Here is a 23,747-nt window from a genome sequence, read left to right on the forward strand (position 1 = left end):
CTCTTCAATAGCCATGAGCTCTTCTGATACTATTGTTAACGAGTATTTAGTCTATAAGTAGGGATAGCTTTTGAGTGAAAAAATACTAGTGGTAGAGGATAGTCGCGCATTCAGAAACTATCTTTACCAACAATTTAAGAACGATGGCTATGAAGTTGCGTTGGCGGAATCTGTAGAAGAAGCCAAAGCGATCTTAGAGCAAGAAACGGATTTCTTGTGTGCAGTCCTCGACTACTGTTTACCTGACGGCCAAGACGGCGAGATCATTGATCTCGTCTTAGGCTATCAACAGAAAATCATTGTCCTGACCGGGATGTTCGACAATCAACTGCGAGAGCAAGTCCTAGCCAAAGGCGTTATCGATTACATACTTAAAGACAGTATGTCATCAGTAAGCTACCTACTTCCCCTGGTTCAAAGAATTTCGAATAATCGCCATCACAAAGCATTGGTTGTCGATGATTCAGCGGTCGTTCGCCGTTACATAGCTCAACTTCTAGAACACCAATATATCCAAACTATCCAAGCCGAAGATGGCGAACAAGCATTAAAGCTCCTTCATAACGATCCCGATATTACGTTCGTTGTTACAGACCATGATATGCCGAAGAAAGACGGTATAGCGATGATCCGTGAGATACGACGCGATCACGACAGAAACCAGTTGGCTATTCTAGGGTTATCAGGCAGCGATGATCGCACCATGACAGCTCGATTCCTTAAAGCGGGGGCTAACGACTTCCTTTACAAGCCTTTTAACCAAGAAGAATTTTTTTGCCGTATCCATCAACTGCTTGATATGAAAGAAGCGGCCAACGAGCTATTTCGACATGCCAACGAGGATGCTCTTACTGGCTTATGGAACCGTCGTTACCTGTTCAATCAAACATGTAAAGGTTGTGAGCAGCGCAGTATAGCCATGATGGATATCGACTTCTTCAAGAAAGTGAACGACACCTACGGTCACGATGGTGGTGATGCAGTCCTCGTGGAAGTCGGCAAGATCATCAAAGACCATTTTAAAGATGATGTTGCTGTACGCTTCGGTGGCGAAGAATTTTGTATTCAGTCGTGTGGTTCGTTTGAGAGCTTTGTTGACAACTTAGAGTCCATGAGAGAAGCCATTGAAAGCCATGTTGTTGAGCATGACTCTCAAAGAATCAAGGTCAGTATCAGTATCGGCGTAACCGATTTAGACGCGAAGCTAGATGAGCAGATCAAAGCCGCTGATGAGCTTCTTTATACGGCAAAAGAGCAAGGTAGAAACCAACTAGTGTTTGCGCGTAACAGCATGCAAATCGAACAATAGTCATTCGCCTCTGTTTCCATTTTTGGTATACCAAGATTAATTGCTAGACCTCAAAACTAAAAAAGCTCAAGACGATAATCTTGAGCTTTTCAATTTGAGGGCATAGATAACTCTATCCCCTATGACTGTCACCAATTAAGCGATACGGTCTTTACTCCAAGCCGCTTCTTTTTGTTGACGCTCAGCCAGCTTCTCTTCACGGTAAGCTTCACGTGCTTCACGCTTCTTACGCGCGTCACAAGGTTCAGGGCAGTTACATACTTTATCAATACCAACAGCACCCAAACCGCCACAGCTACCTTTCACAACTTTCTTTTGGATAATGTAGCCAATTGACATCGCTGCGATTACTGCAAGAAAAACACCAAATGTAATCAGAAATGTATTCATAATTATCTCGCTTACCTTATTTACCTAAGTATGGCTTAAATGCTTCAGAAGCAATTTCTTTAAAGCCATCTGCTGTTTTTACCACCATGAACACTGGGATGTTATGTTGGTTTGCGACTTCCATTCCTTTTTCCTCACCTAAGACCATAAGGCCCGTAGATAAGCCGTCTGCAGTCATTGAAGACGGGTTTAAAACAGTCACAGAAACCACTTTATGGTGAAGAGGCTTTCCTGTTTCAGGGTTGATGATGTGTGAGTAACGAACACCATCACGTTCAAAATAGTTACGGTAATCACCAGAGGTTGCGATAGCCATATCACCCGGCTCGATGATCTCTTGGATATTACGCTCATCAACGCTTGGTTTCTCAATCGCGATACGCCAGCCCACGTTCTCACGGTTTAAACCTTTCAGACGAATTTCGCCACCGACTTCAACCATGTAGTTGTGAATACCGATAGAATCAAGGTAGTCAGCGACGACGTCAACACCCCAACCTTTTGCAATCGTGGATAGATCGACATACAGGTTAGGTAGGTCTTTCTTCAACATGTTGCCTTCAACACTAAGATGATGGATACCAATCTTAGCCTTGCGAGCCGCCAGCTCTTCATCTGATGGCACAACTTCAGGACGAGCTTCAGGACCAAAACCCCATAAGTTAACTAACGGACCAACCGTTACATCCAGAGCTCCTTCAGTAAGACCGTTCAAACGAATCGCTTCTTTCACAACCGTCGCTGTTTGCTCAGATACTTCGAACGCATCCGCACCTTTATGCTGGTTGAAACGGCTTAATTCGGAATCTTCACGGTAAGTCGACATCTGGTCGTTTACTTCTTCAAGTAGACGATCGATCTCTGTATGAACTTCATTAGACTCAGGAAATTCATCACCATTGATGTATTTAATATTGTAACTCGTGCCCATCGTTGGGCCACTCAAATGCACTTGCTCTCTTGACTGCTCACAGCCCGCAAGAAAAATCAAAGAAGTTAATGCAACAAGCCAAATTCTCACTTGCTTACTCCTGTCTAATGTTGAGGATTCATATAAGGAAAAATAAGAGTAAAAAATAGGTATTTTGAATGCCTTACTCTTTCTTATATAAGCCAGTATGTTGTCAAAAGCTGTCTTAGAAAAACAAATGGCTGACTCGTAGGAGTCAGCCATAATATCAATCACTTAAGTGGATTAACCACCGAAGTCATCTAGTAGGATGTTTTCATCTTCTACACCAAGATCTTTCAGCATGCCGATAACAGCAGCGTTCATCATCGGTGGACCACACATGTAGTACTCACAATCTTCAGGAGCTTCGTGATCCTTCAGGTAGTTTTCGTACAGTACATTGTGGATGAAACCAGTGTAACCGTCCCAGTTGTCCTCTGGTTGAGGATCAGACAGTGCACAGTGCCACACGAAGTTTTCGTTTGCAGCCGCTAGGCCATCGAAATCTTCAATGTAGAACATCTCACGCTTAGAACGTGCGCCATACCAGTAAGACATCTTACGAGTAGACTTAAGACGCTTAAGTTGGTCGAAGATATGAGAACGCATAGGCGCCATACCTGCACCACCACCGATGAATACCATTTCATTGTCTGTGTCTTTAGCAAAGAACTCACCAAATGGACCAGAAATAGTACACTTGTCGCCTTCTTTAAGAGACCAGATGTATGAAGACATCACACCAGGAGCAACATCAGGGTTGTTTGGCGGCGGAGTCGCGATACGAACGTTCAACTTGATGATACCTTTCTCTTCTGGGTATGAAGCCATTGAGTAAGCACGGATTGAATGTTCTTTAACGATAGACTCGTAACGGAATAGGTTGAACTTATCCCAGTCACCACGGTATTCCTCAGGAATATCGTAATCTGCGTATTTCACGTGATGTGGTTCAGCTTCAATCTGAATGTAACCACCCGCGCGGAACGGTACTTCTTCACCTTCAGGGATTGCTAGCGCAAGTTCTTTGATGAAAGTAGCTTCATTGTTATTCGAGATAACAGTACATTCCCACTTTTTAACACCAAAGATATCTTCGTCTAGTTCAATCTCCATGTCAGTTTTCATAGCAACTTGACATGCAAGACGTTCGCCTTCGCGAGCTTCACCTTTTGTGATGTGATCAAGTTCAGTTGGAAGGATGTCGCCACCACCAGACTTAACTTTTACACGACACTGACCACAAGAGCCACCGCCACCACAAGCAGAAGATACGAAAATACCAGCGCCAGCTAGGGCGCCAAGTAGCTTGCTACCAGGTTGAGTAACGATCGCCTTTTCAGGGTCGCCGTTTACTGAAATAGTGATGTCACCTGATGGTACCAGCTTAGACTTAGCGAAAAGAATCACTAGTACTAGAGCCAATACAATAATGGTAAACATCGCTACGCCAAGAATAATGCTTTGCATTTGTTATTCCTTATTACTGGGTGCTTACCCTACAGTTGAACACCAGAGAAAGACATAAAGCCTAACGCCATCAGACCAACAGTAATGAACGTGATACCAAGGCCACGTAGACCTGGAGGTACGTCAGAGTACTTCATCTTCTCACGGATACCCGCAAGAGCAACGATAGCTAACATCCAACCCACACCAGAACCGAAGCCGTAAACAACAGATTCAGCAAAGTTGTAGTCACGAGTTACCATGAAAGATACACCACCAAAGATTGCACAGTTAACTGTGATCAGTGGAAGGAAGATACCTAGTGCGTTGTACAAAGGTGGGAAGAAACGGTCTAGAACCATCTCTAGGATTTGTACAAGTGCCGCGATAACACCGATGAATGCGATGAAGTTAAGGAAACTTAAATCGACACCTTCAACAAGCGCGTTTTCTTTCAGGATGTGTGTGTAAACAAGGTTGTTTACAGGAACAGCGATTGTAAGTACTACAACTACCGCAACACCAAGACCAAAAGAAGTTTTAACTTTCTTAGATACCGCTAGGAATGTACACATACCTAGGAAGAAAGAAAGCGCCATGTTTTCGATGAAAATCGATTTAACTAGCAGACTAATATAATGTTCCATGACTACCTTACCCCTTCGCTTCTACTTGTTCTGGTTTGAACACACGAATTGCCCAAATCAAGAAACCAATTAGGAAGAATGCAGAAGGTGCTAGAAGCATCAAGCCGTTTGGCTGATACCAACCACCGTTGCTCACTAGAGGTAGTACTTCCATACCAAATAGTTTGCCAGAGCCTAGAAGCTCACGGAAGAAACCAACAGTGATAAGAACGAAACCGTAACCAAGACCGTTACCAAGACCATCGATTAGAGATGGGATTGGCGCAGACTTCATTGCGAATGCTTCAGCACGACCCATTACAATACAGTTAGTAATGATTAGGCCTACGAATACAGATAGCTGCTTAGAGATATCGTATAGGTATGCTTTAAGCACTTGGTCTACCACGATTACTAGTGATGCGATAATTGCCATCTGAACGATGATACGCACACTGTTAGGAATGTGGTTACGGATCAAAGAAACGAAGAAGTTAGACAGAGCAGTAACGAACATTACCGCGATAGTCATAACAAATGCTGTTTCTAGCTTAGTGGTTACCGCAAGAGCAGAACACACACCAAGAACCTGTAGCGCGATTGGGTTGTTGTCCAACACCGGCGCTAAGATGCTCTTTTTAATTTCTTTTGCACTAGACATTAGTTCAGACCTCCGTCACGAACTTTTGCTAGGAACGGACCAAAGCCCATATCACCTAACCAGAAGTCAAATGTATGTTGAACACCAACGCTAGTCAGTGTTGCACCAGAAAGGCCATCTACACCGTGCTCAGAACCTTGAGGAGCGCCACCTTTAACAACCTGAATAGCAGGTTTGTGGTTTTCGTCGAATAATTTCTTACCAACGAATTGAGCGCGCCAAGATGGGTTCTCAACTTCACCACCAAGTCCAGGAGTTTCACCTTGCTCGTAGTAAGTGATACCAGAAACTGTGTTGCCATCAGTTTCTACCGCAACGAATGCGTACATCATTGACCATAGACCGTTACCGTGAACAGGGATGATAACTTTAGAAGTTTCAGCGCCATCTTTCACAAGGTATACAGTACCCGTGTTAGCACGACGAAGGATCTTAGCGATGTCATCTTCAGCTGAAAGCTTGATTGACTGAGCTGGATCTTTTGCCGCTTTACGTTGGTCGTATGCAGCAGCATCGCCGTCAACGAAATCGCCAGTAGCGAAATCAACTAGACGAGGTTCAATGTTCTCTGCGTACAGTTCAGGGATATTACCCGCAAGTTCAATGCCCGCAACTTCAAGGATCTTAGTTTGCTGATCTAGAACCGCGTTAGCTTGTTGCTTAGGTTTAAGAACAACTGCAGCTGTTGAAACGATGATTGAGCACACTAGGCTCAATGCGATAACAACAAACAGCGTCTTTTTAATGCTATCGTTATTACTTGCCATAGCGCGCTAGTCTCCGCTTAATGTTCTTCTCGATTACAACGTGGTCAAACAGAGGAGCAAATAGGTTTGCGAATAGAATCGCAAGCATCATGCCTTCTGGGTATGCAGGGTTAACTACACGAATCATTACACACATTGCGCCGATTAGGATGCCGTACCACCACTTACCTTTGTTGGTAAATGAAGCTGATACTGGGTCAGTCGCCATGAAGAACATACCGAATGCGAAGCCACCTAGAACTAGGTGCCAGTGCCAAGGCATGCTGAACATTGCGTTAGTATCAGAACCGATCACGTTAAACAGCGTAGACACAGCAATCATACCGATCATTACACCCGCAATGATGCGCCATGAAGCAATGCCCATGTAAACAATCATTGCTGCACCAATCATAAGTGCAAGCGTTGAAACTTCACCGATAGAACCTGGAATGTTACCAATGAATGCGTCCATCCAAGTGATTGCTTCACCTGATGTTACGTTCATTAGTGCACTACCGCCGCCTTGAGCCCATTGGCTAAGAGCAGTTGCACCAGAGAAGCCATCTGCAGCAGTCCAAACTACGTCACCTGAAATCTGTGCAGGGTATGCAAAGAACAGGAACGCACGACCAGCAAGAGCAGGGTTCAAGAAGTTACGACCCGTACCACCGAAGATCTCTTTCGCAACAACAACACCAAAGGTAATACCTAGTGCTGCTTGCCATAGAGGAAGCGTTGGCGGAACGATAAGCGCAAATAAAATAGAAGTAACAAAGAAACCTTCGTTGACTTCGTGCTTACGCACCATACAGAACAGTACTTCCCAGAAACCACCAACGATAAATACCGTTGCGTAGATAGGTAAGAAGTAAGTCGCACCCAAGAGCATCTTACTGCCCCAACCTGCATCGGCCCCTAAGGAGGCGCCAAGCATTTCGGTTAGCCAGTAATGCCAGTTACCATCAATGATAGAAACTAGTTCTGCACCTGAATACATGTGGTTTAGTGCTGCGATAGCCTGACCACCTGCGTTGTACATACCCCAGAACATTGCTGGGAATACCGCAAGCCAAACCATGATCATGATACGTTTTAAATCAACGCTATCACGGACATGCGAGCTTTTCTTTGTAACAGTACCTGGTGTGTAGAAAAGTGTTGCTGCTGCTTCGTAAAGCGCAAACCACGTTTCGTGTTTACCACCTGGTTCAAAATGATGCTCGATGTCTTCAATAAACTTTTTAAGGCCCATGAAAATTACCCTTCCTTCACAATTGTATCTAGGCATTCACGAAGTAACTGACCGTACTCGTACTTACCAGGACATACAAAGGTACACAGTGCTAAATCTTCTTCATCTAGCTCTAGCGCACCAAGTGCTTGTGCACTATCAACGTCGCCAGCGCATAGATCGCGAAGCAGCAAAGTAGGCTCCATATCTAATGGCATTACTTTCTCGTAGTTACCAATTGGAACCATAGAGCGATCACTACCGTTCGTTGTCGTTGTCATGTTGAACAACTGACCTTTAAACACGTGACCAAGGAATGAACGAGTAACAGAGAACTTGTTCTTACCAGGCATAGCCCAGCCGAATAGCTCTTTATCACGACCTTCACGAAGAACCGAAACTTGTTGATGGTAACGGCCAAGGTAAGCATGTGGACCTGAAGCGTGAACACCAGATAGCACTGAACCTGAGATCAGGCGAACTTCACCTGGCATCAACTCGCTGTCCGTCAACTCTTCAAGGCTAGCACCAATTTGAGTACGAACTAGACGAGGGTTGTTAACTACTGGACCAGCCAGAGAAACAACGCGCTCAGAGTAAATCTCACCAGTAAGGAAAAGCTTACCGAATGCGATCACGTCTTGGTAGTTAATGCTCCACGCTACATTTTGTGCATTTACCGGATACAGGTAATGCATATGCGTGCCTGCAAGACCTGCAGGGTGTGGGCCATCAAAAACATGTTCTTCAACGTTAGACTGAGCTGAACGAGGTAAGCTAGTACCTTTTTTACAAACGTACACTTTACCGTTAGTCAGAGTTGAAAGAAGATCTAAACCAGCAACGAAAGCATCAGACTGCTCGTTAATGATTAATTCTGGCTCAGCTGCTAGCGGATTAGTATCCATAGCAGTAACAAAAATAGCCTGAGTTTCAGAATCAACTGCTGGAACCTTGCTGAACGGACGAGTTCGCAAAGCGGTCCATGCGCCAGACTCAACTAATTGAGCTTTAACCGTTTCACGGTCAAGGCCTACTAGTTGGTTAGCTTCATAGCTATTGAACGTGATTTGCTCATTGCCTGCTACTTCAATCACTACTGATTGAAGAACACGCTTAGCACCACGGTTCACTTCAATAACTTTACCGCTTGCTGGAGAAGTAAATACAACACCTGGGTTCTTTTTATCTGCAAAAAGAACTTGGCCTTTCTTCACTTCATCACCAACGCGAGCATGCATCGTAGGACGCATACCAACGTACTCTTCGCCAAGCAAGGCGACTTTAGTGATGGACTTACCATCATTAATCACCTGGGATGGAGTTCCTGCGATAGGAAGATCCAAACCCTTCTTTATTGTAATCATACGCACTTGCACTACTTTATCGGGAAAAAGATTCTTTTAATTGCGTAAATTCGGGACGTTTTAAAATCGCCCTTAGACACGACATTACAGTGTCCGGTTTTGGTAAATTTGAGATACCAAAATCGCAACATTACATTAATAAACTCATCACAAATATTATGTGAGATTTATCAGGTGCCGTATTCTAGCATTTTTTGACAACTTGATGCCATGACCAATAACTTGAATACGGCCTTTATTTGGTGAGATTTGAAGCATATGGACTCTCAAATATGTATAAATTTGACGAGCCGCACAGATAAAATGGCTTTTGAAACGTGTTTTAAACAAGAGATTAATACTCTGTCACAAACTAATATTTTACTAGTTATGTTGAAACACTGTTAATAAAAACATTACTCATTGTAGGTATTTGAGCTCGTTCAATTTGACATCAGTTTGGGTGATATAAGAACGAAAAATACATACGTTTGACGACAAAAAAAGCGCCATGGCGCTTTTCTCTGTATATAGGCCTTCTTACTTTCCGCCACCCATACACATTGGACTGTCTGGCACGCTATCTAGCTGCTTCATCCATTCATCTTTTGTATAAGTGTGAATAGACAGTGCGTGGATATTATTGGCTAACTCTTCTGAAAGTGCCTTATTTACCGCTCGATGACGAGCAATAAGACGCAAACCTTCAAACACATCGCTGACAACAATCACTTTGAAATGACTCTCAGAACCAGCCGGAACATTGTGCATATAGCTCTCATTGACCACGTTTAAATGACTTGGTGAAAACTCATTGTGCAATTTTGTTTCGATAACTTCTTGGATCATTGTGATTCCTTAATAACGTATTGGCATTATCCGTGGGCTGAGTATAAACCCTAACAGGTCGAGTGTCTGAGTATTTCATAGCGAATGGCATAGGTTTGGTTGAGTTTTTTCTATCTTGTTCAGCCTGCATTTGAGACAATATCTTTGTTATTTCTTACATAAGTATCTCAAGCAATGAAAACCGAACTTACCCTTCACGACAGAACTTTGACCTTACATCGTTTCCCGAAACGTTCAAATGAAACCCTTCAAGCTTGGGATGCGGGCGACGAATACATTATTAGCCATGTTGAAGAGATGAACCTTGAACCTGGTAAACACATCCTGATCATGAACGACAGCTTCGGTGCCCTATCGACTTGGTTCTCGAAAGATCATGATGTCACTATGATGAGCGACTCATTTATCTCTCACCGTGGCGCCCTGAAAAACTTGCAGCGCAATCAAAGTAATCGAGTGAACTTCTTGAACACGATGGATGATATCCCACACGGTATCGACCTTGTGATCATGCAGCTGCCAAAAACAAATCGTCACCTAATCTGGCAACTGAGCCAGCTACGCCAAGCATTGCCTGTAGGCTGCCAAGTGATTGGCGTCAACAAGGTAAAAGAGATTCACACTTCTACGCTTAACCTGTTCGAAAAGTACCTAGGCGAAACCAAAACATCACTAGCGAAGAAAAAACACCGCTTAGTATTCTCGTCTCCAAACTGCCAGCCTATTCAAACAGTAGAGCCTTTTGTTGAATGGGATGTGGACGGTGAAGATATCCGTCTGAAAAATTTACCAAATGTTTACTCAGGGGAAGCACTCGATCAAGGCGCTCGCTATATGCTAGAGCACATCCCACAAGATCCTGAGCTACGTCATATCATCGATCTAGGCTGTGGCAACGGTGTATTGAGTGTAAAAGCAGGGCAATTGAACCCACAAGCTCGTATCACCTGTGTGGATGAAAGCTTTATGGCGGTGGAGTCGGCGCGCCAAAACGTCAAGGATAACCTTGGTGAAGAAGGCAACTTCCAGTTCATCGCCAACAACTGTTTAGATGGCTTCAAGAAAAACAGCACCTACTTAGTGATGTGTAATCCTCCATTCCATCAGCAACAAGCGATTACGGATCACATTGCGTGGCAAATGTTCTGTGATGCAAAGCATGTTCTAAGCAATGGAGGCAAATTAATTGTTATTGGCAACCGACACCTCGGATACGATGTCAAACTAGCAAGACTATTTGGTGAAGCTAACGTTGAAACGCTTGAACTAAACCAAAAATTTGAGATATTACAAGCAACAAGAGAACCTGCGAATTTTAATAAATAAGCAGAAACGACTTCACAAGAATTTAAGATACCGAGCTTCTGGTGTGAATTTAGAAAGGATAAAGGAATGAAAAAACTGATTTTGGCTGCTTCTATTATGGCTTTGACAGCATGTTCAGCCCCTCAGCAAGAACAGATCAATGTAATGCCAGAAGCTTCACTAAGCTCAAGCAACCTTGTACAAGGCAAAACATACACACTAACCAGTAAAGATGTTCGTGCCGCTCAATATGTTGCATTGGTTGATAGTGGCCGTTCAAACATTCAGCCAATTCACGCTAAGCAAAACATGCGTATTTCTCTAGAAAATGCTGTTGCACAGCAGTTAGAGTCTCAAGGTTTTCGTGCGAGCGTAAACAGTGAAAACTCGATTGTTTTAGAGATTCAAGAAGCACTCGTTACCGTAGAGCACACCATTATGGAAAACAAAATGGACGGTAAAGTAACGCTTGAAGTTACCGCTGAAACGCCTGAAGGCAAACTAGTTAAAACATTCAACGGCACTGCAACACGCACTGGTGCATTGAGTGCATCTAACGACGACATCTCTATGGTTCTTAATGACGTGATCAACTTGGTTCTTACTGAGATCGCTAACGACCAAGAGCTACAAACTTACATGAAGGAACGTTTCTAATGGGTCGTATTTTATCTTCTATCGCATTAATGCTAGTGAGCGTGAGCGTTTGGGCTGGTCCTAAAGTAAACGTGGAAACAACATTAGGCGACTTCACTATTGAGCTTAACCAAGAACAAGCACCGGTTAGTGCGGAGAACTTCCTAAAATACGTTGCTGACGGCAGCTACGAAGGCACTATCTTCCACCGTGTTATTCCTGGCTTTATGGCTCAAGGTGGCGGCTTCGATCAAGAGATGAATCAACAAGCAACTTACGCTCCTATCAAGAATGAAGGCAGCAATGGCTTGAAGAACGATACAGCAACAATCGCGATGGCTCGTACTAATGCGCCAGATTCTGCAACTCGTCAGTTCTTCATTAACTTCTCTGATAATGACTTCTTGAACGCAAAAGGTAGCAACCCAGGCTACGCTGTATTCGGCAAAGTAACTGAAGGTTTTGATGTTGTTCAAAAGATGGCAACGATTCCAACCAAGCGAATGGGCCGCATGTCAGACATACCAGTTGACCCAATCGTCATCACTAAAGTGACCCTTCTTAAGTAATCCAATCTAACGCCCTTATTTCTTAAGGGCGTTTTTCTACACAAGGACGCCCTATGTCATCAGGCACTCCCTCTCTTTCTTGGATGCAGACTTTCCGCAGCTACCTAGATAAACGCCTACTTTGGGTGTTTATGCTCGGCTGTTCGAGTGGCTTCCCATGGGTTCTTATTGGATCCAATATGTCTGGTTGGCTAAAAGATGCAGGTTTAACGCGTGCTGCCATCGGCTACTTTGGCAGTGTGTTTGCCGTGTATGCGATTAACTTTCTATGGGCACCATTGGTAGACCGAGTAAAACTGCCGGTGCTTCACGCAATACTCGGCCAGCGACGCAGTTGGATCTTTTTCTGCCAATCCATTGTTTTAATCGGTACCTTATTCATCGCAGGCGTCAATCCCGCAGAGAACTTGGCGTTTACTTCAATGTTGGCGCTCGCTATTGCCATTGCCTCAGCCACGCAAGACATCGCGATTGATGCATTTCGTATTGATACCTTCCCAAAATCCGAAGCATCAAAACTGCCGCAAGCTTCTGCAATGGCCGTAATTGGTTGGTGGACGGGGTATTCTCTACCAGGCTACCTTGCCTTTATTAACGCAGACTCAATCGGTTGGAATGGCGTGTATTACGGAATGGCAGGCGTCGTTGTCGTACTAATGCTGTTTACTCTTTTTGTCGGAGAGCCAAATACACAACGCGAAGCCCTGCAAGAACAGGCTCAGCAACGCCACAATAAGGTTGTCGGTTCGAAAGTCGTGGCTTGGTTCAGTGTTACCGTGTTAGAACCGTTTTATGACTTCTTCAAACGAAACGGAGTTCAAGTTGCCATCACCCTACTGCTGTTCGTATTCCTATTTAAGATAGGTGAAGCCTTCCTAGGTCGCATGTCGATCACCTTCTATAAAGAGATAGGTTTCAGTAACGAACAGATCGGCCACTATTCGAAGTTAATTGGTTGGGGCGCAACCATATTCTTCACTTTGGTAGGCAGCGTCTTCAATGTAAAATTCGGCATTGTACGCGGACTGATGATTGGCGGTGTTGCCATGGCAGCCAGTAATCTAATGTTTGCATGGATCGCTCAAGCAGGCCCAAGTGAAACACTGTTCTTGGCAACGATTATTGTCGATAACTTCACTACCGCCTTTTCAACAGTAGCTTTTGTCTCTTTCTTAACACTATTAACCGGGCAGGCCTTCTCTGCAACCCAATATGCATTACTCGCATCCTTGGGTAACTTCGGTCGAACAACACTGGCTTCATTTAGTGGTGAATTGGTCGATTACCTCAATGATTGGTCAACCTTCTTTATACTGACCGCACTTATGGTGATTCCAAGTTTGATCATGCTCTACTCGTTACGCCACTTTTTCACGGATTTATTAGAGAAAGCCAAAACTAACCAAGAATAGAGTCAAAGAAAACAAATAAGAAGAGGGTAGCATTGATCTACCCTCTTCTACGTTCTGTCTTCAGATCTAGTCTGTTGTTTCACTGACAATTAGGTTAAAACCCGTACCCATCGAATCATCAATCGCCACGACTTGATACACCACACCATCAGCTAAGGTTGCGGGCGCAGAGTCGATAGCCACAACTGACGGCTGACCCGCTACAGTAATCGTCACAAAGTAAGACCCCGCCGCAACATAAATGCCATTCGCATAATCTCTGAATTTCACATCACTTAGCGCCGGAGTGCTACCAGAGATCCCCGCGTTTTCTGTTAAGTAGATATCCACCGATGCCGCAATTGGGTTAGCAGCGGCGTGGGTAATGTTTAACACCGCACTGGTCGCAACCGGACGACGGTTTTCAGGAACAACCAAAGGTTCCAAATTCAGTGGACTTACTGTCCCTACCGCATAGATGCTGTAATCCATGCCAGCAAATACAGCTAATCCATCAACATCAATAAATGACGGAGACGTCGTTCCCGTTTCGTATATATCAATATCATAACTGTCTGCTGCTAAATCTAAGAAACCGCGAATTTCTTTAAACATTAAACCATCAAGAGGAGCAAACTTAGCAGAATTAACAAATACATCTACAGCTGGTGCGCCATCGACCAAATGCCCGACTCTTACTTCGGCAGTTTCTGCCATGTCGTATATTAACGATGATCCACTACCGTCCATCACCATCAACTTCACCGGAGATACACTGTTTGAGTCAGCTCTTGGTACCGCTGCAATAGTTAGCTCGCTACCGCCAGAAAGAGTGATTTCTCCAGAGTCAAAAGCAATAGCACTACCGCTCACGGTTTCTAATCTCACTCGGTATTGCCCTTCTGGGATATTGAGTACGTCAGTAAAGTCCTTATAACCGAGAGTACCAAGCGGAGCGCCCAATGGATCACTAGGACCAGTGACATACAGATTTACATCGCCAACACCTGTTGCCGCGTGTACTACTTGCACATCTAGGCTTGAACTTGTTGCCGTTCCTGCAGCAGGGCGAGTAACAACCAAAGCCTCTACAGGATTGTTGAATCCATCGGCGTCGCCTACAACCATCACGGTGTAATCTAATTCACCGCTTAAATCGAATTGGCTTGGAGAAATAACAGTAGCAACAGCGTCACCTGGGAGTTGAACATCGACTTGAAGAGTTGTCTGTCCTTGATCTACTGAGGCGTATCCGGATGCCTGAGCATAATCGACACCGCTCCAACGAGCCTGGCTATTGACTAAAACGTTAGCTAAAGGCGCATCTGGCGATGCATGTACAGCTTGTAGTTGAGTTGTTGGTTCATCGTCATCATCACACCCAACAATGAAAAGGGCTGATATCGCTACAGCGAGTATAGGTGAATATTTCATCGGTCTTCTCTCCAAAAAAGTTAGACCAGTTCGTCACACAAATGATTAGTCCAATAACTAATCTTTAAAAAGTATTTCAAAATCTAGTGCAGTGAACTGTCTTTAATTCTCCGTGATTCAAAAAGTAGCTAGGTTCAAACCCCTAGGCAGTCATCACATGAGTTGTCCATCAATTGATTCCAACTCCACTACGCTGTTGGTCAAAAATAGATCAAAGACGAGATTAAGAGGTGGTTTGAATGAGTCATTTTTTAAGAGAAAACGCTTAGAAAAGAATACTGTTGATTTTGATATGCATATCACTCTATTTAGTAGAATCGTTTGCTTAGAGCGGTTATTCACCAATTTATCTACAAAATAATCCAATTTCACAAAATCAATAGAATTAGAGGTGCATCAAGATGCATTGCCGCGTTAAAGTTCCATCATTTAGATCATTAGTGTGATAAACCTCACAATAATAATTGCAATTTTCACTCTGTCTCACTTTTATTTGAGAACAAAATCGCTATGATGCTCGGCATTCGGACACACAAACACGCACGGATTAGCGGGTTACTTATTTTAAACATAGAGAGTTCCATTATGCGTAAATCACTTTTAACTCTTGGCCTACTTGCAGCGACTTCTGCTCCAGTAATGGCAGCAGATTATTCTGACGGCGACATCCACAAAAACGATTACAAGTGGATGCAGTTCAACATCATGGGTGCAATCAACGAGAAAGGTCCTTACGAATCTACTCATGATTACCTAGAGATGGAATTTGGTGGTCGCTCTGGAATCTTCGACCTTTACGGCTATGTTGATGTATTTAACCTAACATCAGACTCAAGCAGCGACAAAGCAGACAAAGATGGCAAAATCTTCATGAAGTTTGCTCCTCGTATGTCTCTTGACGGCCTAACTGGTAAAGACCTTTCTTTCGGTCCAGTTGAAGAACTATACCTTTCAACTATTTTCGAGTGGGATGGTAACAACGGTGGTGTTAACACTCAGAAAGTTGGTCTAGGTTCTGACGTAATGGTTCCATGGTTCGGTAAAATGGGTCTAAACCTTTACGGTACATACGACTCAAACCAAAAAGATTGGAACGGTTTCCAAATCTCGACTAACTGGTTCAAGCCATTCTACTTCTTCGAGAACGGTTCATTCATCTCTTACCAAGGTTACATTGATTACCAATTCGGTATGAAAGATGAGTACGCTCAAGTAAGCAACGGCGGCGCAATGTTCAACGGTATCTACTGGCACTCAGATCGTTTTGCAGTTGGTTACGGCCTGAAACTATACAGCGATGTATACGGCTTTAAAGATGGTGCAGACCTACCATGGGACGCTTCTTCACAAGCTGATTCTTCTGGCGTAGGTCACTACGTTGCAGTAACTTACAAGTTCTAATCGAACTTCTAAGAAAAGTTTCCAAAATGGCACCCTAGGGTGCCATTTTTTATTGCTTTCATTTAATGCCTAGCTATCCTTGCAGCATCACTTTCTTATCTCGGTATTGCTGTGAACATCACTATTGTTGGACCTGGAGCTATCGGCTCTTTATGGGCGATAAAACTACTTCAAGCTGGTCATAATGTCTCTTTGTTGAGTCGCTCCCCTGAAACCTCAATTGACCTAACACTTGATGAGCAAACTTCACTTTCCTTCAGCAATAACAATATCGACAAGCTATCAACGAGTGATTTGGTTATCTTCACAGTCAAGGCTTGGCAAGTAGAAGAAGCCACCACTCCGTTACTTCAATATCTCGACTCTGACACCATTCTCATGTTCATGCATAACGGAATGGGCGCGGTCGACAACATTGCCACTCAAATTAATGCTCACCCGATAGTATTGGCAACCACGACCCAAGCAGCATTCAAACCTGATCGTAATAGTGTATCTCATACAGGAATAGGACAAACCCAGTTGGGTGCTTTTAACCAAACGGGTCAACAGTGCACGTTTTTGGTTGATGTATTGGATGATGCTCTCCCCACTGTGAGTTGGAACCCACAAATAGAAACCGCGCTTTGGGCTAAACTCGCCATCAATTGTGCTATCAATCCACTTACTGGGTTGGAACAAATCAAGAATGGTGAACTTGCAGACCAAAGGTTTGAGGGTATTTTAAGTTCTATCGTTGAAGAGCTCACACAAGTTATGCAGGCCGAAGAGATCGCTTGTTCATTCGACGGATTAGAAGCAAGTGTCAAGCAGGTCATCCAAGCCACAGCGCAGAACAACTCATCCATGAAGCAGGATATGTTTTACCAACGCAAGACAGAGATCGACTTCATCACTGGACACCTAATAAAAACAGCGCTTAAACATCAGATAGAAGTTCCTGTTAACCAAAAGCTGTTTGCTCAAGTCAAAGAGCAAGAAAAGCGCTGGGATCATGAATATTCGTCAGCAACGCTTAACAAGTCGCGATAAAATAACAAGACCGCTCAGCATAATGCTAGCACCCACTTTCAAGATTTAGGTAAGAACAGATGTTTGATATCAATCACATCCGAGAGCAGTTTCCTGCGCTATCCCAAACCATCAATCAACAACCGTTGATTTACTTAGACAGCGCGGCGACGACACAGAAGCCTCAGGTGGTTATTGATGCCATTAGCCAATATTACTCGAAGCAGAATGCCAATGTGCACCGTGGTAGCCATAGCTTAACTGCCCATGCTACCAGTCAATTTGAAGCCGCTAGAGACAAGGTCGCCCAGTTTATTGGTGCTTCGTCTTCAAAAGAGATCATCTGGACTCGCGGTGCTACCGAAGCGCTTAATCTTATCGCTCAAACCTACGCCAGAAGCACCCTTAAGCCCGGCGATGAGATCTTAGTCAGCGAAATGGAGCATCACGCCAACATCGTGCCTTGGCAAATTGTGGCAGAACAAACCGGGGCTAAAGTCGTTAAAGTACCGATGACATCGGATTGTGAATTTGACCTAGTCGCGTTTGATACGCTTTTAAATGAACGAACCAAGATTGTTGCATTAGCTCAGATAACCAACGTGACGGGTTCTCGTCAGCCGATTGAAGCCGTCATAGAAAAAGCACACAAGATGAATGCGATTGTTGTGGTCGATGGTGCGCAAGGCATCGTTCATGAGTCAGTTGATGTTGCTGCTTTAGGTGCAGATTTCTACGTTTTCTCAGGTCACAAGCTCTATGCCCCTGCGGGTATCGGTGTGCTTTACGGCAAGCTTGAATTGCTCAAAGCGATGCCACCTTGGCATGGCGGTGGCAAAATGGTCGAGCGCGTCTCTTTCTCTGGCACTACTTTTTCAGAACTGCCTGGCAAATTCGAAGCGGGCACGCCAAATGTGGCAGGGGCCATAGCATTAAGCACCGCAATAGAATGGTTAAGTGGTTTTGTACAACAAGATGTCGAAAATCATATCCACCAACTACAACACGAGACTTATCTTGCGCTCAGTAAACTGGATGACATTCAGATTTTAGGGTATCAACCTAACGCAAGTGTGATTACTTTTGTGATGGATGGTGTTCACCATCAAGATATAGCGACTCTACTGGATCAGCAAGGTATCGCAGTACGTGCAGGACATCATTGTGCTCACCCATTAATGGATGCACTTAATGTGAAAGGAACGGTTCGAATTTCATTTGGTATTTACAACACCATGGAGGATGTTGAAAAACTCATCGCGGCAATAGAAAAAGCCGTTGATATGCTTTAGGGAGTAGCGAAATTACTTAGGGTTGGCGTTTAACGTCAACCCTTTTTGCTTCTGTGTATCAAGGAGATATTAAGCACTTAGCTCTTGGATTTGAGCAACAATCGCTTTTAATCCATTACCGCGAGATGGGCTAAGGTGGGTAATTAGACCGATTTGTTCAAAGTAACCATCAATATCGAACGCTTGAACCTGCTCTGATGTTTTTCCATCATACGCAGCCATCACTAATGCAATCAGACCGCGCACAATACGAGCATCAGAATCAGCATAAAAGTGCCAAACACCGTCGATATTTTGAGAAACCAACCACACTTGGCTTTCACAGCCAGAGACAATCACCTGCTCACTTTTCAGTTCATCAGGCATCGTTGGCAGTTTCTTACCCCATTGAATCACTTGGCGATAACGGTCTTCCCAGCCGCTGAATGTCTGCATCTTCGCGACGATATCATCACTGGTAATTTCAGTGCCGAATGGAGAGCTTGGGAATGTGGTCATTTTAATATCCAGTCGATTGTTAATTGAGTAAAAGACGTTACTTAGCGTGCTTTTGAATCAGCTTTTCAACGATACGCGAAACAGCTACAAAACCAAACGTCGCCGTTACAACTGTTGCCGCACCAAAACCCGTCGCACAATCCATACGTTTTGGACCTTCTGCTGTCGCTTTCGCAGCACAGACACTGCCGTCAGCTTGAGGGTATTTCAGCTGTTCAGTTGAGAACACACAATCGATACCAAACTTACGTGCTGGATTCTTAGGGAAATTATGATGACGACGAAGGGTATCTTTTAGCTTCTTCGCGAGCGGATCTTGAATCGTCTTCGTCAGATCAGCCACTTTGATTTGAGTCGGATCGATTTGACCACCCGCACCACCAGTGGTGATCACCTTAATTTTGTTGCTACGACAATATGCCAACAGTGAAGCCTTAGCTTTCATGCTATCAATCGCATCTAACACAAAGTCGAACTCTTTCGATAGGTATTCAGCCTGATTGTCTGGGCCGATGAAGTCGTCAACCAAGTTAACTTTACACTCAGGGTTAATCAGCTTAACGCGCTCTGCCATCACTTCAATTTTGCTTTTACCAACGTTACCCGACATTGCGTGGATCTGACGGTTGATGTTGGTCACACACACATCATCCATATCGATCAAAGTCAGCTCACCTAAACCAGTACGAGCAAGCGCTTCAACCGCCCATGAACCTACACCGCCAATACCGATCACACACACGTGTGCTGCTCTAAGTATGTCGACTTCACTATTGCCATATAGGCGACGGGTGCCACCAAATCGTTGGTCATAGTTTTCTGAAGCTGGAGTGGTCAGTTCACGCATTGTTGCCGCCAATTTATTTCTGAGAAAAAGAAAAGAGTGCGTTTTATACGCACTCTTGAATAAAAAGTCTAGGGGATTAGCGATTCGCTTTCAATGCCCTATTTTATTGTAGCTTACTCAACCTTTTCAGGAGGCAAAGCCCAAGGCGCTTCAGTTGCGCTGCCATCTAAACCGAGCTTCCACACACGACCAAAATGCTTGTAATGGCCCGCTTCTGTACCCGCTCGAGGGCCCATGCCGTGGTAAAGGTCCAAATGGTTTTGCTTAACCGCGCCGCCCGTATCCAAAACCAATAGCAGTCTTAGTTGATGAGCGCCGCTCCAAGTACCATCAGCATTCAGTAGTGGAACCTCAGCAAGAATCGGCGTCCCCATAGGCAAGATAGAGCGATCGCCCGCAACCGCCGCCATAGGTAATAGAGGAATGCCCGCGCTACCCATCACAGATAGGTCGTCTCTCGCTTCAAAAAACACGAAAGATGGGTTTTGCTCAAGCAGCTCTTTGACCACTTCAGGATCGTTTGCCAATACCCACTCTTTGATTGCTTTTAGCGACATTTTTTCGCGTGGAACTAAGCCTCGTTCAATCAGAACACGGCCAATGCTCACATAAGCTTTATTGTTCTTACCCGCGTAGGCGAAATACTGCAGCGTGTCATCATCACCGAAGTGTACAAATCCACTGCCCTGTACTTCCATCATAAATGGGTCGATACGGTTTGCTGAGTAACCTAACTCAAGGCCCTGACCTTCTAGTGCGCCGTTGTAAATCTCTTGGCGTGTTGGACACTCTTTACCACACTCAGGAAGCCCGTAAACAGGGTAACGATATTCTTCATTCGCTTCGTGGCGCAGCTCCATCACAGGAGAAAAGTAGCCCGTGAACAAAACATTGCCTTGTTTATCACCACCACCTAGTTGAGCGGTTTGAACGCCAAAATTCGCTAGCTCGCTTGGATCTCCACTCAACATCGCCCACTCATTGAGTTGTTGATAAAGCGGCTCATAGATTTTAGCCATCGAAGGGGATTTAGAAACCACCATCTCAGCTTGTTCTGCAAATGCGGTGTAGTCTCTTGGTTTATTGGATTCAACCTGATCGACCTTATTCAAGGTGCGAGGAAATTCGTCATCAAGGTGTTGCTGAGCAAGATCAGTGGGTTGAGCACAGCCAAATAACAAAGAGGCAGCGACAAGGGGAAGCCATTTTTTAATCACAAGAGTCATCCTAAAAATTCTATGCATCGAGGATGACAAAAACAGTCAGATAACACAATCTTAGATTGTAAGAGTTTACAAGAAGATAACCTATCGGACGGAGTTATCGATATGGCCCTTAAGGCGGAAGATGGGATTGTAGTGACTGTCAGAATCGAGCACCATTTCTGTATTGTCAGAATTGGTCATGCGGAAGCGATAGGTTTTATCACCCGCCTTGTATTCAAAGTAGTTTCCATCAAAGTCAAAGCTCGTCGAAACAACAGACCCACGAACTGACACACCATTAGCATTCAGAACAAACTCATCGGTCGCATAATGTGCAACATCTTGCTCTATCCAAGTGCCGTATATCAGATTGTCGGGCGTCGCCGCATTTTGCACTCGGGAAAGCACATCGCCGAACAAAGAAACCACCGCAAACGAACCCACTAAGGCTAGAACCATTAAACAACGTTCAATGATCTTACGCTTCAACTTAGATTGATTGCGCTGATCAGCTTCGCTGTAGAGACCTTTGGTTATCTCATCGATTTTGTTCTTTGTTGCTGGAGCTTGTTGCATTCGGTGACTACTCATAAGGATGCTATGCGCATTCTACACTGAGACAGTTTATATATTGAAGCCTAGATAAGAATAGTTTGCGCTTTATTCCAAAAAGGTGTTGTTTACATTTGAATTTAAATGCTAAATTATCGAATAAATAAACAAAATGGACTTGTTCTGTGAAATTAAGAAGTACAGCGCTAGTAAAAGGTTTCAGACAATCAACCCCTTACGTAAATGCTCACCGTGGCAAAACCATGGTCATTATGCTGGGAGGCGAAGCCGTTGCCGACAGGAACTTTGGTAACATTATTAGTGATATAGCCTTGCTCCACAGCCTTGGAGTAAAGATTGTTCTCGTTCACGGGGCAAGACCGCAGATCAACCAATTGCTTGCCAAGCAAGATTGCCATACGCCTTATCACAAGAATATTAGGGTCACTGATGAATATTCTTTGGGCGTCGCTATGCAGGCTGCTGGACAGCTTCAACTTGCCATCACCGCACGCCTCTCAATGAGCTTAAACAACACGCCGATGGCAGGCACTCAACTCAATGTTATGAGTGGCAACTTCATTACGGCTCAACCGCTTGGCGTGGATGACGGTACGGATTATTGCCACAGCGGGCGTATTCGTCGAATCGATATCGAAGGGATCAATCGCACGCTTGACCAAGGTTCAATTGTACTGCTTGGCCCTATTGCCAGCTCCGTGACAGGCGAAAGCTTTAACCTACTTTCTGAAGAGGTCGCTACCCAAGTTGCTATTCGTCTAAAGGCCGACAAGCTGATTGGCTTCTGCTCCGAACAAGGGGTAACAGATGAACGCGGTAACGTGCTCGCCGAACTCTTCCCTAAAGATGCCAAGCAAATTCTGGAACGATTAACGGAATCTCAAAATCCTGCCGAAGACATGAGCACAGGAACACTGCGCTTCTTGAAAGGAGCGATCTCCGCTTGTCGAGCTGGTGTGCCTCGTTGTCATCTAATCAGCTACAAGGTAGATGGCGCATTAATCCAAGAGTTGTTCTCTTTTGACGGTATTGGAACCCAAGTGGTCATGGCTAGTGCCGAGCAAGTAAGACAAGCTCAGATTGACGATATTGGTGGCATATTTGACCTTATTCGTCCTTTGGAAGAACAAGGCATTCTCGTTCGTCGCTCAAGAGAACAATTGGAACAAGAGATTCACCGCTTTACGATTATCGAAAAAGACGGACTGATTATTGGTTGCGCTGCACTATATGCGTATCCGGAAGATCATATGGCGGAGATGGCGTGCGTGGCTATTCATCCTGATTATCGTGATGGCAACCGCGGGCAAATATTACTGGATTACATGCGTCACCAATCAAAATCTCGTGATATCGACCAGATTTTTGTCCTTACTACGCACAGCCTTCACTGGTTCCGTGAACAGGGTTTTTACGAGATAGCGGTTGATGAATTACCGATGGAAAAACAAGGGTTATACAACTATCAGAGAAACTCAAAGATCTTGGCGCTCAACGTATAAATAAAGTTTTGGAGCACAATCTCACTTCGACAGAAAAATAATTGCAAATGTAATCGTTTTCTATATGAGATTTATTAACTATGCACTTTCACTCACACGTATAATTGTATAGAATTTAGACGCTTTAATAATCTTAACAAATGTTTTTATTGGAATTGCCATCTCGATAGTCATGTCGAACTCATTGAGGTGGTCACTGCACGGATTGCTATACCCGTTGACGGCCAGCACGCTAACATTAGCTCTGCTCGTTAATATAAACAGCAAAAAGAGCAATATTGATATGAGAACCATTGTTTGTAACTCGCTGCAAAGTTTTTGGGATATGGCTGATAACCAATTCTTAGAAGGGCTAGACGTACACTGCGTGTTCCCTGTTAGCGAGAATCTAAAAGAGTTTATTTTGAATTGCCAAGCAAAGTACAAGATAAACCACATATCGTTTACTCGAGCGTTTTTAGGCTCTGATTCCTAATAACGCTCAAAGCAACCAAGGATGGTTGCTTTGTGTTTATCTAGCC

At 44.2% G+C, this 23,747-nt stretch carries 24 protein-coding genes; 10 read left to right on the plus strand and 14 right to left on the minus strand.

Features of this window, described 5'->3' with window-relative positions:
• The first annotated feature begins 70 nt into the window (after positions 1-70).
• On the plus strand, positions 71-1,309 hold the full coding sequence (locus AB6E78_RS08320; protein WP_102333772.1) for a response regulator: 1,239 nt from the start codon (positions 71-73) through the stop codon (positions 1,307-1,309).
• A gap of 135 nt (positions 1,310-1,444) precedes the next feature.
• On the opposite strand, the gene nqrM is transcribed toward AB6E78_RS08320, so the two are convergent.
• The 9 genes from nqrM to bolA form a co-directional block, all read right to left on the minus strand.
• Positions 1,445-1,699, minus strand: coding sequence for a (Na+)-NQR maturation NqrM (gene nqrM, locus AB6E78_RS08325; protein WP_009848378.1), 255 nt, complete (start codon positions 1,697-1,699; stop codon positions 1,445-1,447).
• Between the two features lie 16 nt (positions 1,700-1,715).
• Positions 1,716-2,720, minus strand: coding sequence for an FAD:protein FMN transferase (locus AB6E78_RS08330; protein WP_017059913.1), 1,005 nt, complete (start codon positions 2,718-2,720; stop codon positions 1,716-1,718).
• Positions 2,721-2,894: 174 nt separating this feature from the next.
• The gene (nqrF, locus tag AB6E78_RS08335; protein WP_008223085.1) at positions 2,895-4,121 is read right to left on the minus strand and encodes an NADH:ubiquinone reductase (Na(+)-transporting) subunit F; all 1,227 of its coding nucleotides are present in this window, start codon (positions 4,119-4,121) and stop codon (positions 2,895-2,897) included.
• A 29-nt stretch (positions 4,122-4,150) separates the two neighbouring features.
• On the minus strand, positions 4,151-4,747 hold the full coding sequence (gene nqrE / locus AB6E78_RS08340) for an NADH:ubiquinone reductase (Na(+)-transporting) subunit E (RefSeq protein WP_009848375.1): 597 nt from the start codon (positions 4,745-4,747) through the stop codon (positions 4,151-4,153).
• Between the two features lie 7 nt (positions 4,748-4,754).
• Entirely contained in the window at positions 4,755-5,387 is a 633-nt protein-coding gene (locus AB6E78_RS08345; protein WP_008223083.1) for an NADH:ubiquinone reductase (Na(+)-transporting) subunit D, read from the minus strand.
• Positions 5,387-6,154, minus strand: a complete 768-nt coding sequence (locus tag AB6E78_RS08350) for a Na(+)-translocating NADH-quinone reductase subunit C (RefSeq protein WP_017059911.1) — start codon at positions 6,152-6,154, stop codon at positions 5,387-5,389. The genes AB6E78_RS08345 and AB6E78_RS08350 overlap by 1 nt, the downstream gene beginning before the upstream one ends.
• A complete protein-coding gene (locus AB6E78_RS08355) occupies positions 6,144-7,388 on the minus strand; it encodes an NADH:ubiquinone reductase (Na(+)-transporting) subunit B (protein WP_017110204.1) in 1,245 nt (414 codons plus the stop codon). The genes AB6E78_RS08350 and AB6E78_RS08355 overlap by 11 nt, the downstream gene beginning before the upstream one ends.
• 5 nt (positions 7,389-7,393) lie before the next feature.
• The gene (locus tag AB6E78_RS08360) at positions 7,394-8,734 is read right to left on the minus strand and encodes a Na(+)-translocating NADH-quinone reductase subunit A (RefSeq protein WP_017080319.1); all 1,341 of its coding nucleotides are present in this window, start codon (positions 8,732-8,734) and stop codon (positions 7,394-7,396) included.
• Between the two features lie 519 nt (positions 8,735-9,253).
• The gene (gene bolA / locus AB6E78_RS08365) at positions 9,254-9,562 is read right to left on the minus strand and encodes a transcriptional regulator BolA (protein WP_017059909.1); all 309 of its coding nucleotides are present in this window, start codon (positions 9,560-9,562) and stop codon (positions 9,254-9,256) included.
• Positions 9,563-9,736: 174 nt separating this feature from the next.
• Here bolA and AB6E78_RS08370 point away from each other — a divergent pair, with 174 nt between their 5' ends.
• The 4 genes from AB6E78_RS08370 (at position 9,737) to AB6E78_RS08385 (ending at position 13,484) form a co-directional block, all read left to right on the plus strand.
• On the plus strand, positions 9,737-10,888 hold the full coding sequence (locus tag AB6E78_RS08370; protein ID WP_136974112.1) for a methyltransferase: 1,152 nt from the start codon (positions 9,737-9,739) through the stop codon (positions 10,886-10,888).
• Between the two features lie 66 nt (positions 10,889-10,954).
• Positions 10,955-11,524, plus strand: a complete 570-nt coding sequence (locus AB6E78_RS08375) for a YajG family lipoprotein (RefSeq protein WP_017059907.1) — start codon at positions 10,955-10,957, stop codon at positions 11,522-11,524.
• Positions 11,524-12,072, plus strand: coding sequence for a peptidylprolyl isomerase (locus AB6E78_RS08380; RefSeq protein WP_017059906.1), 549 nt, complete (start codon positions 11,524-11,526; stop codon positions 12,070-12,072). Before AB6E78_RS08375 ends, AB6E78_RS08380 begins: the two co-directional genes overlap by 1 nt.
• Positions 12,073-12,125: 53 nt before the next feature.
• The gene (locus AB6E78_RS08385) at positions 12,126-13,484 is read left to right on the plus strand and encodes an AmpG family muropeptide MFS transporter (RefSeq protein ID WP_017059905.1); all 1,359 of its coding nucleotides are present in this window, start codon (positions 12,126-12,128) and stop codon (positions 13,482-13,484) included.
• Between the two features lie 66 nt (positions 13,485-13,550).
• On the opposite strand, the gene AB6E78_RS08390 is transcribed toward AB6E78_RS08385, so the two are convergent.
• Complete coding sequence (locus AB6E78_RS08390; RefSeq protein ID WP_372133001.1) at positions 13,551-14,897, minus strand: DUF4397 domain-containing protein; 1,347 nt, start codon at positions 14,895-14,897, stop codon at positions 13,551-13,553.
• Between the two features lie 585 nt (positions 14,898-15,482).
• Here AB6E78_RS08390 and AB6E78_RS08395 point away from each other — a divergent pair.
• The 3 genes from AB6E78_RS08395 (at position 15,483) to csdA (ending at position 18,601) form a co-directional block, all read left to right on the plus strand.
• Complete coding sequence (locus AB6E78_RS08395; RefSeq protein WP_372133004.1) at positions 15,483-16,298, plus strand: outer membrane protein OmpK; 816 nt, start codon at positions 15,483-15,485, stop codon at positions 16,296-16,298.
• A gap of 111 nt (positions 16,299-16,409) precedes the next feature.
• Complete coding sequence (gene panE, locus AB6E78_RS08400; RefSeq protein ID WP_372133007.1) at positions 16,410-17,330, plus strand: 2-dehydropantoate 2-reductase; 921 nt, start codon at positions 16,410-16,412, stop codon at positions 17,328-17,330.
• A 59-nt stretch (positions 17,331-17,389) separates the two neighbouring features.
• Positions 17,390-18,601 carry a cysteine desulfurase CsdA gene (gene csdA / locus AB6E78_RS08405; RefSeq protein WP_372126774.1) on the plus strand — a complete coding sequence of 404 codons (1,212 nt, stop codon included), beginning with the start codon at positions 17,390-17,392 and terminating at the stop codon, positions 18,599-18,601.
• A 69-nt stretch (positions 18,602-18,670) separates the two neighbouring features.
• Here csdA and csdE read toward each other — a convergent pair whose 3' ends face one another.
• From csdE to AB6E78_RS08425, 4 genes are all read right to left on the minus strand, one after another.
• Positions 18,671-19,099, minus strand: a complete 429-nt coding sequence (gene csdE, locus AB6E78_RS08410) for a cysteine desulfurase sulfur acceptor subunit CsdE (RefSeq protein WP_372126772.1) — start codon at positions 19,097-19,099, stop codon at positions 18,671-18,673.
• A gap of 37 nt (positions 19,100-19,136) precedes the next feature.
• Positions 19,137-19,946, minus strand: coding sequence for a tRNA cyclic N6-threonylcarbamoyladenosine(37) synthase TcdA (gene tcdA / locus AB6E78_RS08415; protein WP_017065783.1), 810 nt, complete (start codon positions 19,944-19,946; stop codon positions 19,137-19,139).
• A gap of 113 nt (positions 19,947-20,059) precedes the next feature.
• Positions 20,060-21,172: a murein transglycosylase A gene (gene mltA / locus AB6E78_RS08420; RefSeq protein WP_017064192.1), complete on the minus strand. Its 1,113-nt coding sequence runs from the start codon at positions 21,170-21,172 to the stop codon at positions 20,060-20,062.
• Positions 21,173-21,253: 81 nt separating this feature from the next.
• Positions 21,254-21,727: a DUF2850 domain-containing protein gene (locus AB6E78_RS08425; protein WP_017064193.1), complete on the minus strand. Its 474-nt coding sequence runs from the start codon at positions 21,725-21,727 to the stop codon at positions 21,254-21,256.
• A gap of 161 nt (positions 21,728-21,888) precedes the next feature.
• Here AB6E78_RS08425 and argA point away from each other — a divergent pair, with 161 nt between their 5' ends.
• Both argA and AB6E78_RS08435 read left to right on the plus strand, forming a co-directional pair.
• Positions 21,889-23,226, plus strand: coding sequence for an amino-acid N-acetyltransferase (gene argA / locus AB6E78_RS08430; protein WP_102394083.1), 1,338 nt, complete (start codon positions 21,889-21,891; stop codon positions 23,224-23,226).
• 283 nt (positions 23,227-23,509) lie between these two features.
• Positions 23,510-23,701: a hypothetical protein gene (locus AB6E78_RS08435; protein WP_046224581.1), complete on the plus strand. Its 192-nt coding sequence runs from the start codon at positions 23,510-23,512 to the stop codon at positions 23,699-23,701.
• Positions 23,702-23,747 lie beyond the last annotated feature (46 nt).

Source organism: Vibrio sp. 10N.247.310.98 (assembly GCF_041467395.1).
Lineage (GTDB): Bacteria > Pseudomonadota > Gammaproteobacteria > Enterobacterales > Vibrionaceae > Vibrio > Vibrio crassostreae_C.

What these genes read in the sequence shown, in the direction of transcription:
- nqrM (WP_009848378.1), bottom strand. Translation starts at nt 1,699, where the DNA reads ATGAATACATTTCTGATTACATTTGGTGTTTTTCTTGCAGTAATCGCA.
- nqrF (WP_008223085.1), bottom strand. Translation starts at nt 4,121, where the DNA reads ATGCAAAGCATTATTCTTGGCGTAGCGATGTTTACCATTATTGTATTG.
- nqrE (WP_009848375.1), bottom strand. Translation starts at nt 4,747, where the DNA reads ATGGAACATTATATTAGTCTGCTAGTTAAATCGATTTTCATCGAAAAC.
- AB6E78_RS08345 (WP_008223083.1), bottom strand. Translation starts at nt 5,387, where the DNA reads ATGTCTAGTGCAAAAGAAATTAAAAAGAGCATCTTAGCGCCGGTGTTG.
- AB6E78_RS08350 (WP_017059911.1), bottom strand. Translation starts at nt 6,154, where the DNA reads ATGGCAAGTAATAACGATAGCATTAAAAAGACGCTGTTTGTTGTTATC.
- AB6E78_RS08355 (WP_017110204.1), bottom strand. Translation starts at nt 7,388, where the DNA reads ATGGGCCTTAAAAAGTTTATTGAAGACATCGAGCATCATTTTGAACCA.
- AB6E78_RS08360 (WP_017080319.1), bottom strand. Translation starts at nt 8,734, where the DNA reads ATGATTACAATAAAGAAGGGTTTGGATCTTCCTATCGCAGGAACTCCA.
- bolA (WP_017059909.1), bottom strand. Translation starts at nt 9,562, where the DNA reads ATGATCCAAGAAGTTATCGAAACAAAATTGCACAATGAGTTTTCACCA.
- AB6E78_RS08370 (WP_136974112.1), top strand. Translation starts at nt 9,737, where the DNA reads ATGAAAACCGAACTTACCCTTCACGACAGAACTTTGACCTTACATCGT.
- AB6E78_RS08375 (WP_017059907.1), top strand. Translation starts at nt 10,955, where the DNA reads ATGAAAAAACTGATTTTGGCTGCTTCTATTATGGCTTTGACAGCATGT.
- AB6E78_RS08380 (WP_017059906.1), top strand. Translation starts at nt 11,524, where the DNA reads ATGGGTCGTATTTTATCTTCTATCGCATTAATGCTAGTGAGCGTGAGC.
- AB6E78_RS08385 (WP_017059905.1), top strand. Translation starts at nt 12,126, where the DNA reads ATGTCATCAGGCACTCCCTCTCTTTCTTGGATGCAGACTTTCCGCAGC.
- AB6E78_RS08390 (WP_372133001.1), bottom strand. Translation starts at nt 14,897, where the DNA reads ATGAAATATTCACCTATACTCGCTGTAGCGATATCAGCCCTTTTCATT.
- AB6E78_RS08395 (WP_372133004.1), top strand. Translation starts at nt 15,483, where the DNA reads ATGCGTAAATCACTTTTAACTCTTGGCCTACTTGCAGCGACTTCTGCT.
- csdA (WP_372126774.1), top strand. Translation starts at nt 17,390, where the DNA reads ATGTTTGATATCAATCACATCCGAGAGCAGTTTCCTGCGCTATCCCAA.
- csdE (WP_372126772.1), bottom strand. Translation starts at nt 19,099, where the DNA reads ATGACCACATTCCCAAGCTCTCCATTCGGCACTGAAATTACCAGTGAT.
- tcdA (WP_017065783.1), bottom strand. Translation starts at nt 19,946, where the DNA reads ATGCGTGAACTGACCACTCCAGCTTCAGAAAACTATGACCAACGATTT.
- mltA (WP_017064192.1), bottom strand. Translation starts at nt 21,172, where the DNA reads ATGACTCTTGTGATTAAAAAATGGCTTCCCCTTGTCGCTGCCTCTTTG.
- AB6E78_RS08425 (WP_017064193.1), bottom strand. Translation starts at nt 21,727, where the DNA reads ATGCAACAAGCTCCAGCAACAAAGAACAAAATCGATGAGATAACCAAA.
- AB6E78_RS08435 (WP_046224581.1), top strand. Translation starts at nt 23,510, where the DNA reads ATGAGAACCATTGTTTGTAACTCGCTGCAAAGTTTTTGGGATATGGCT.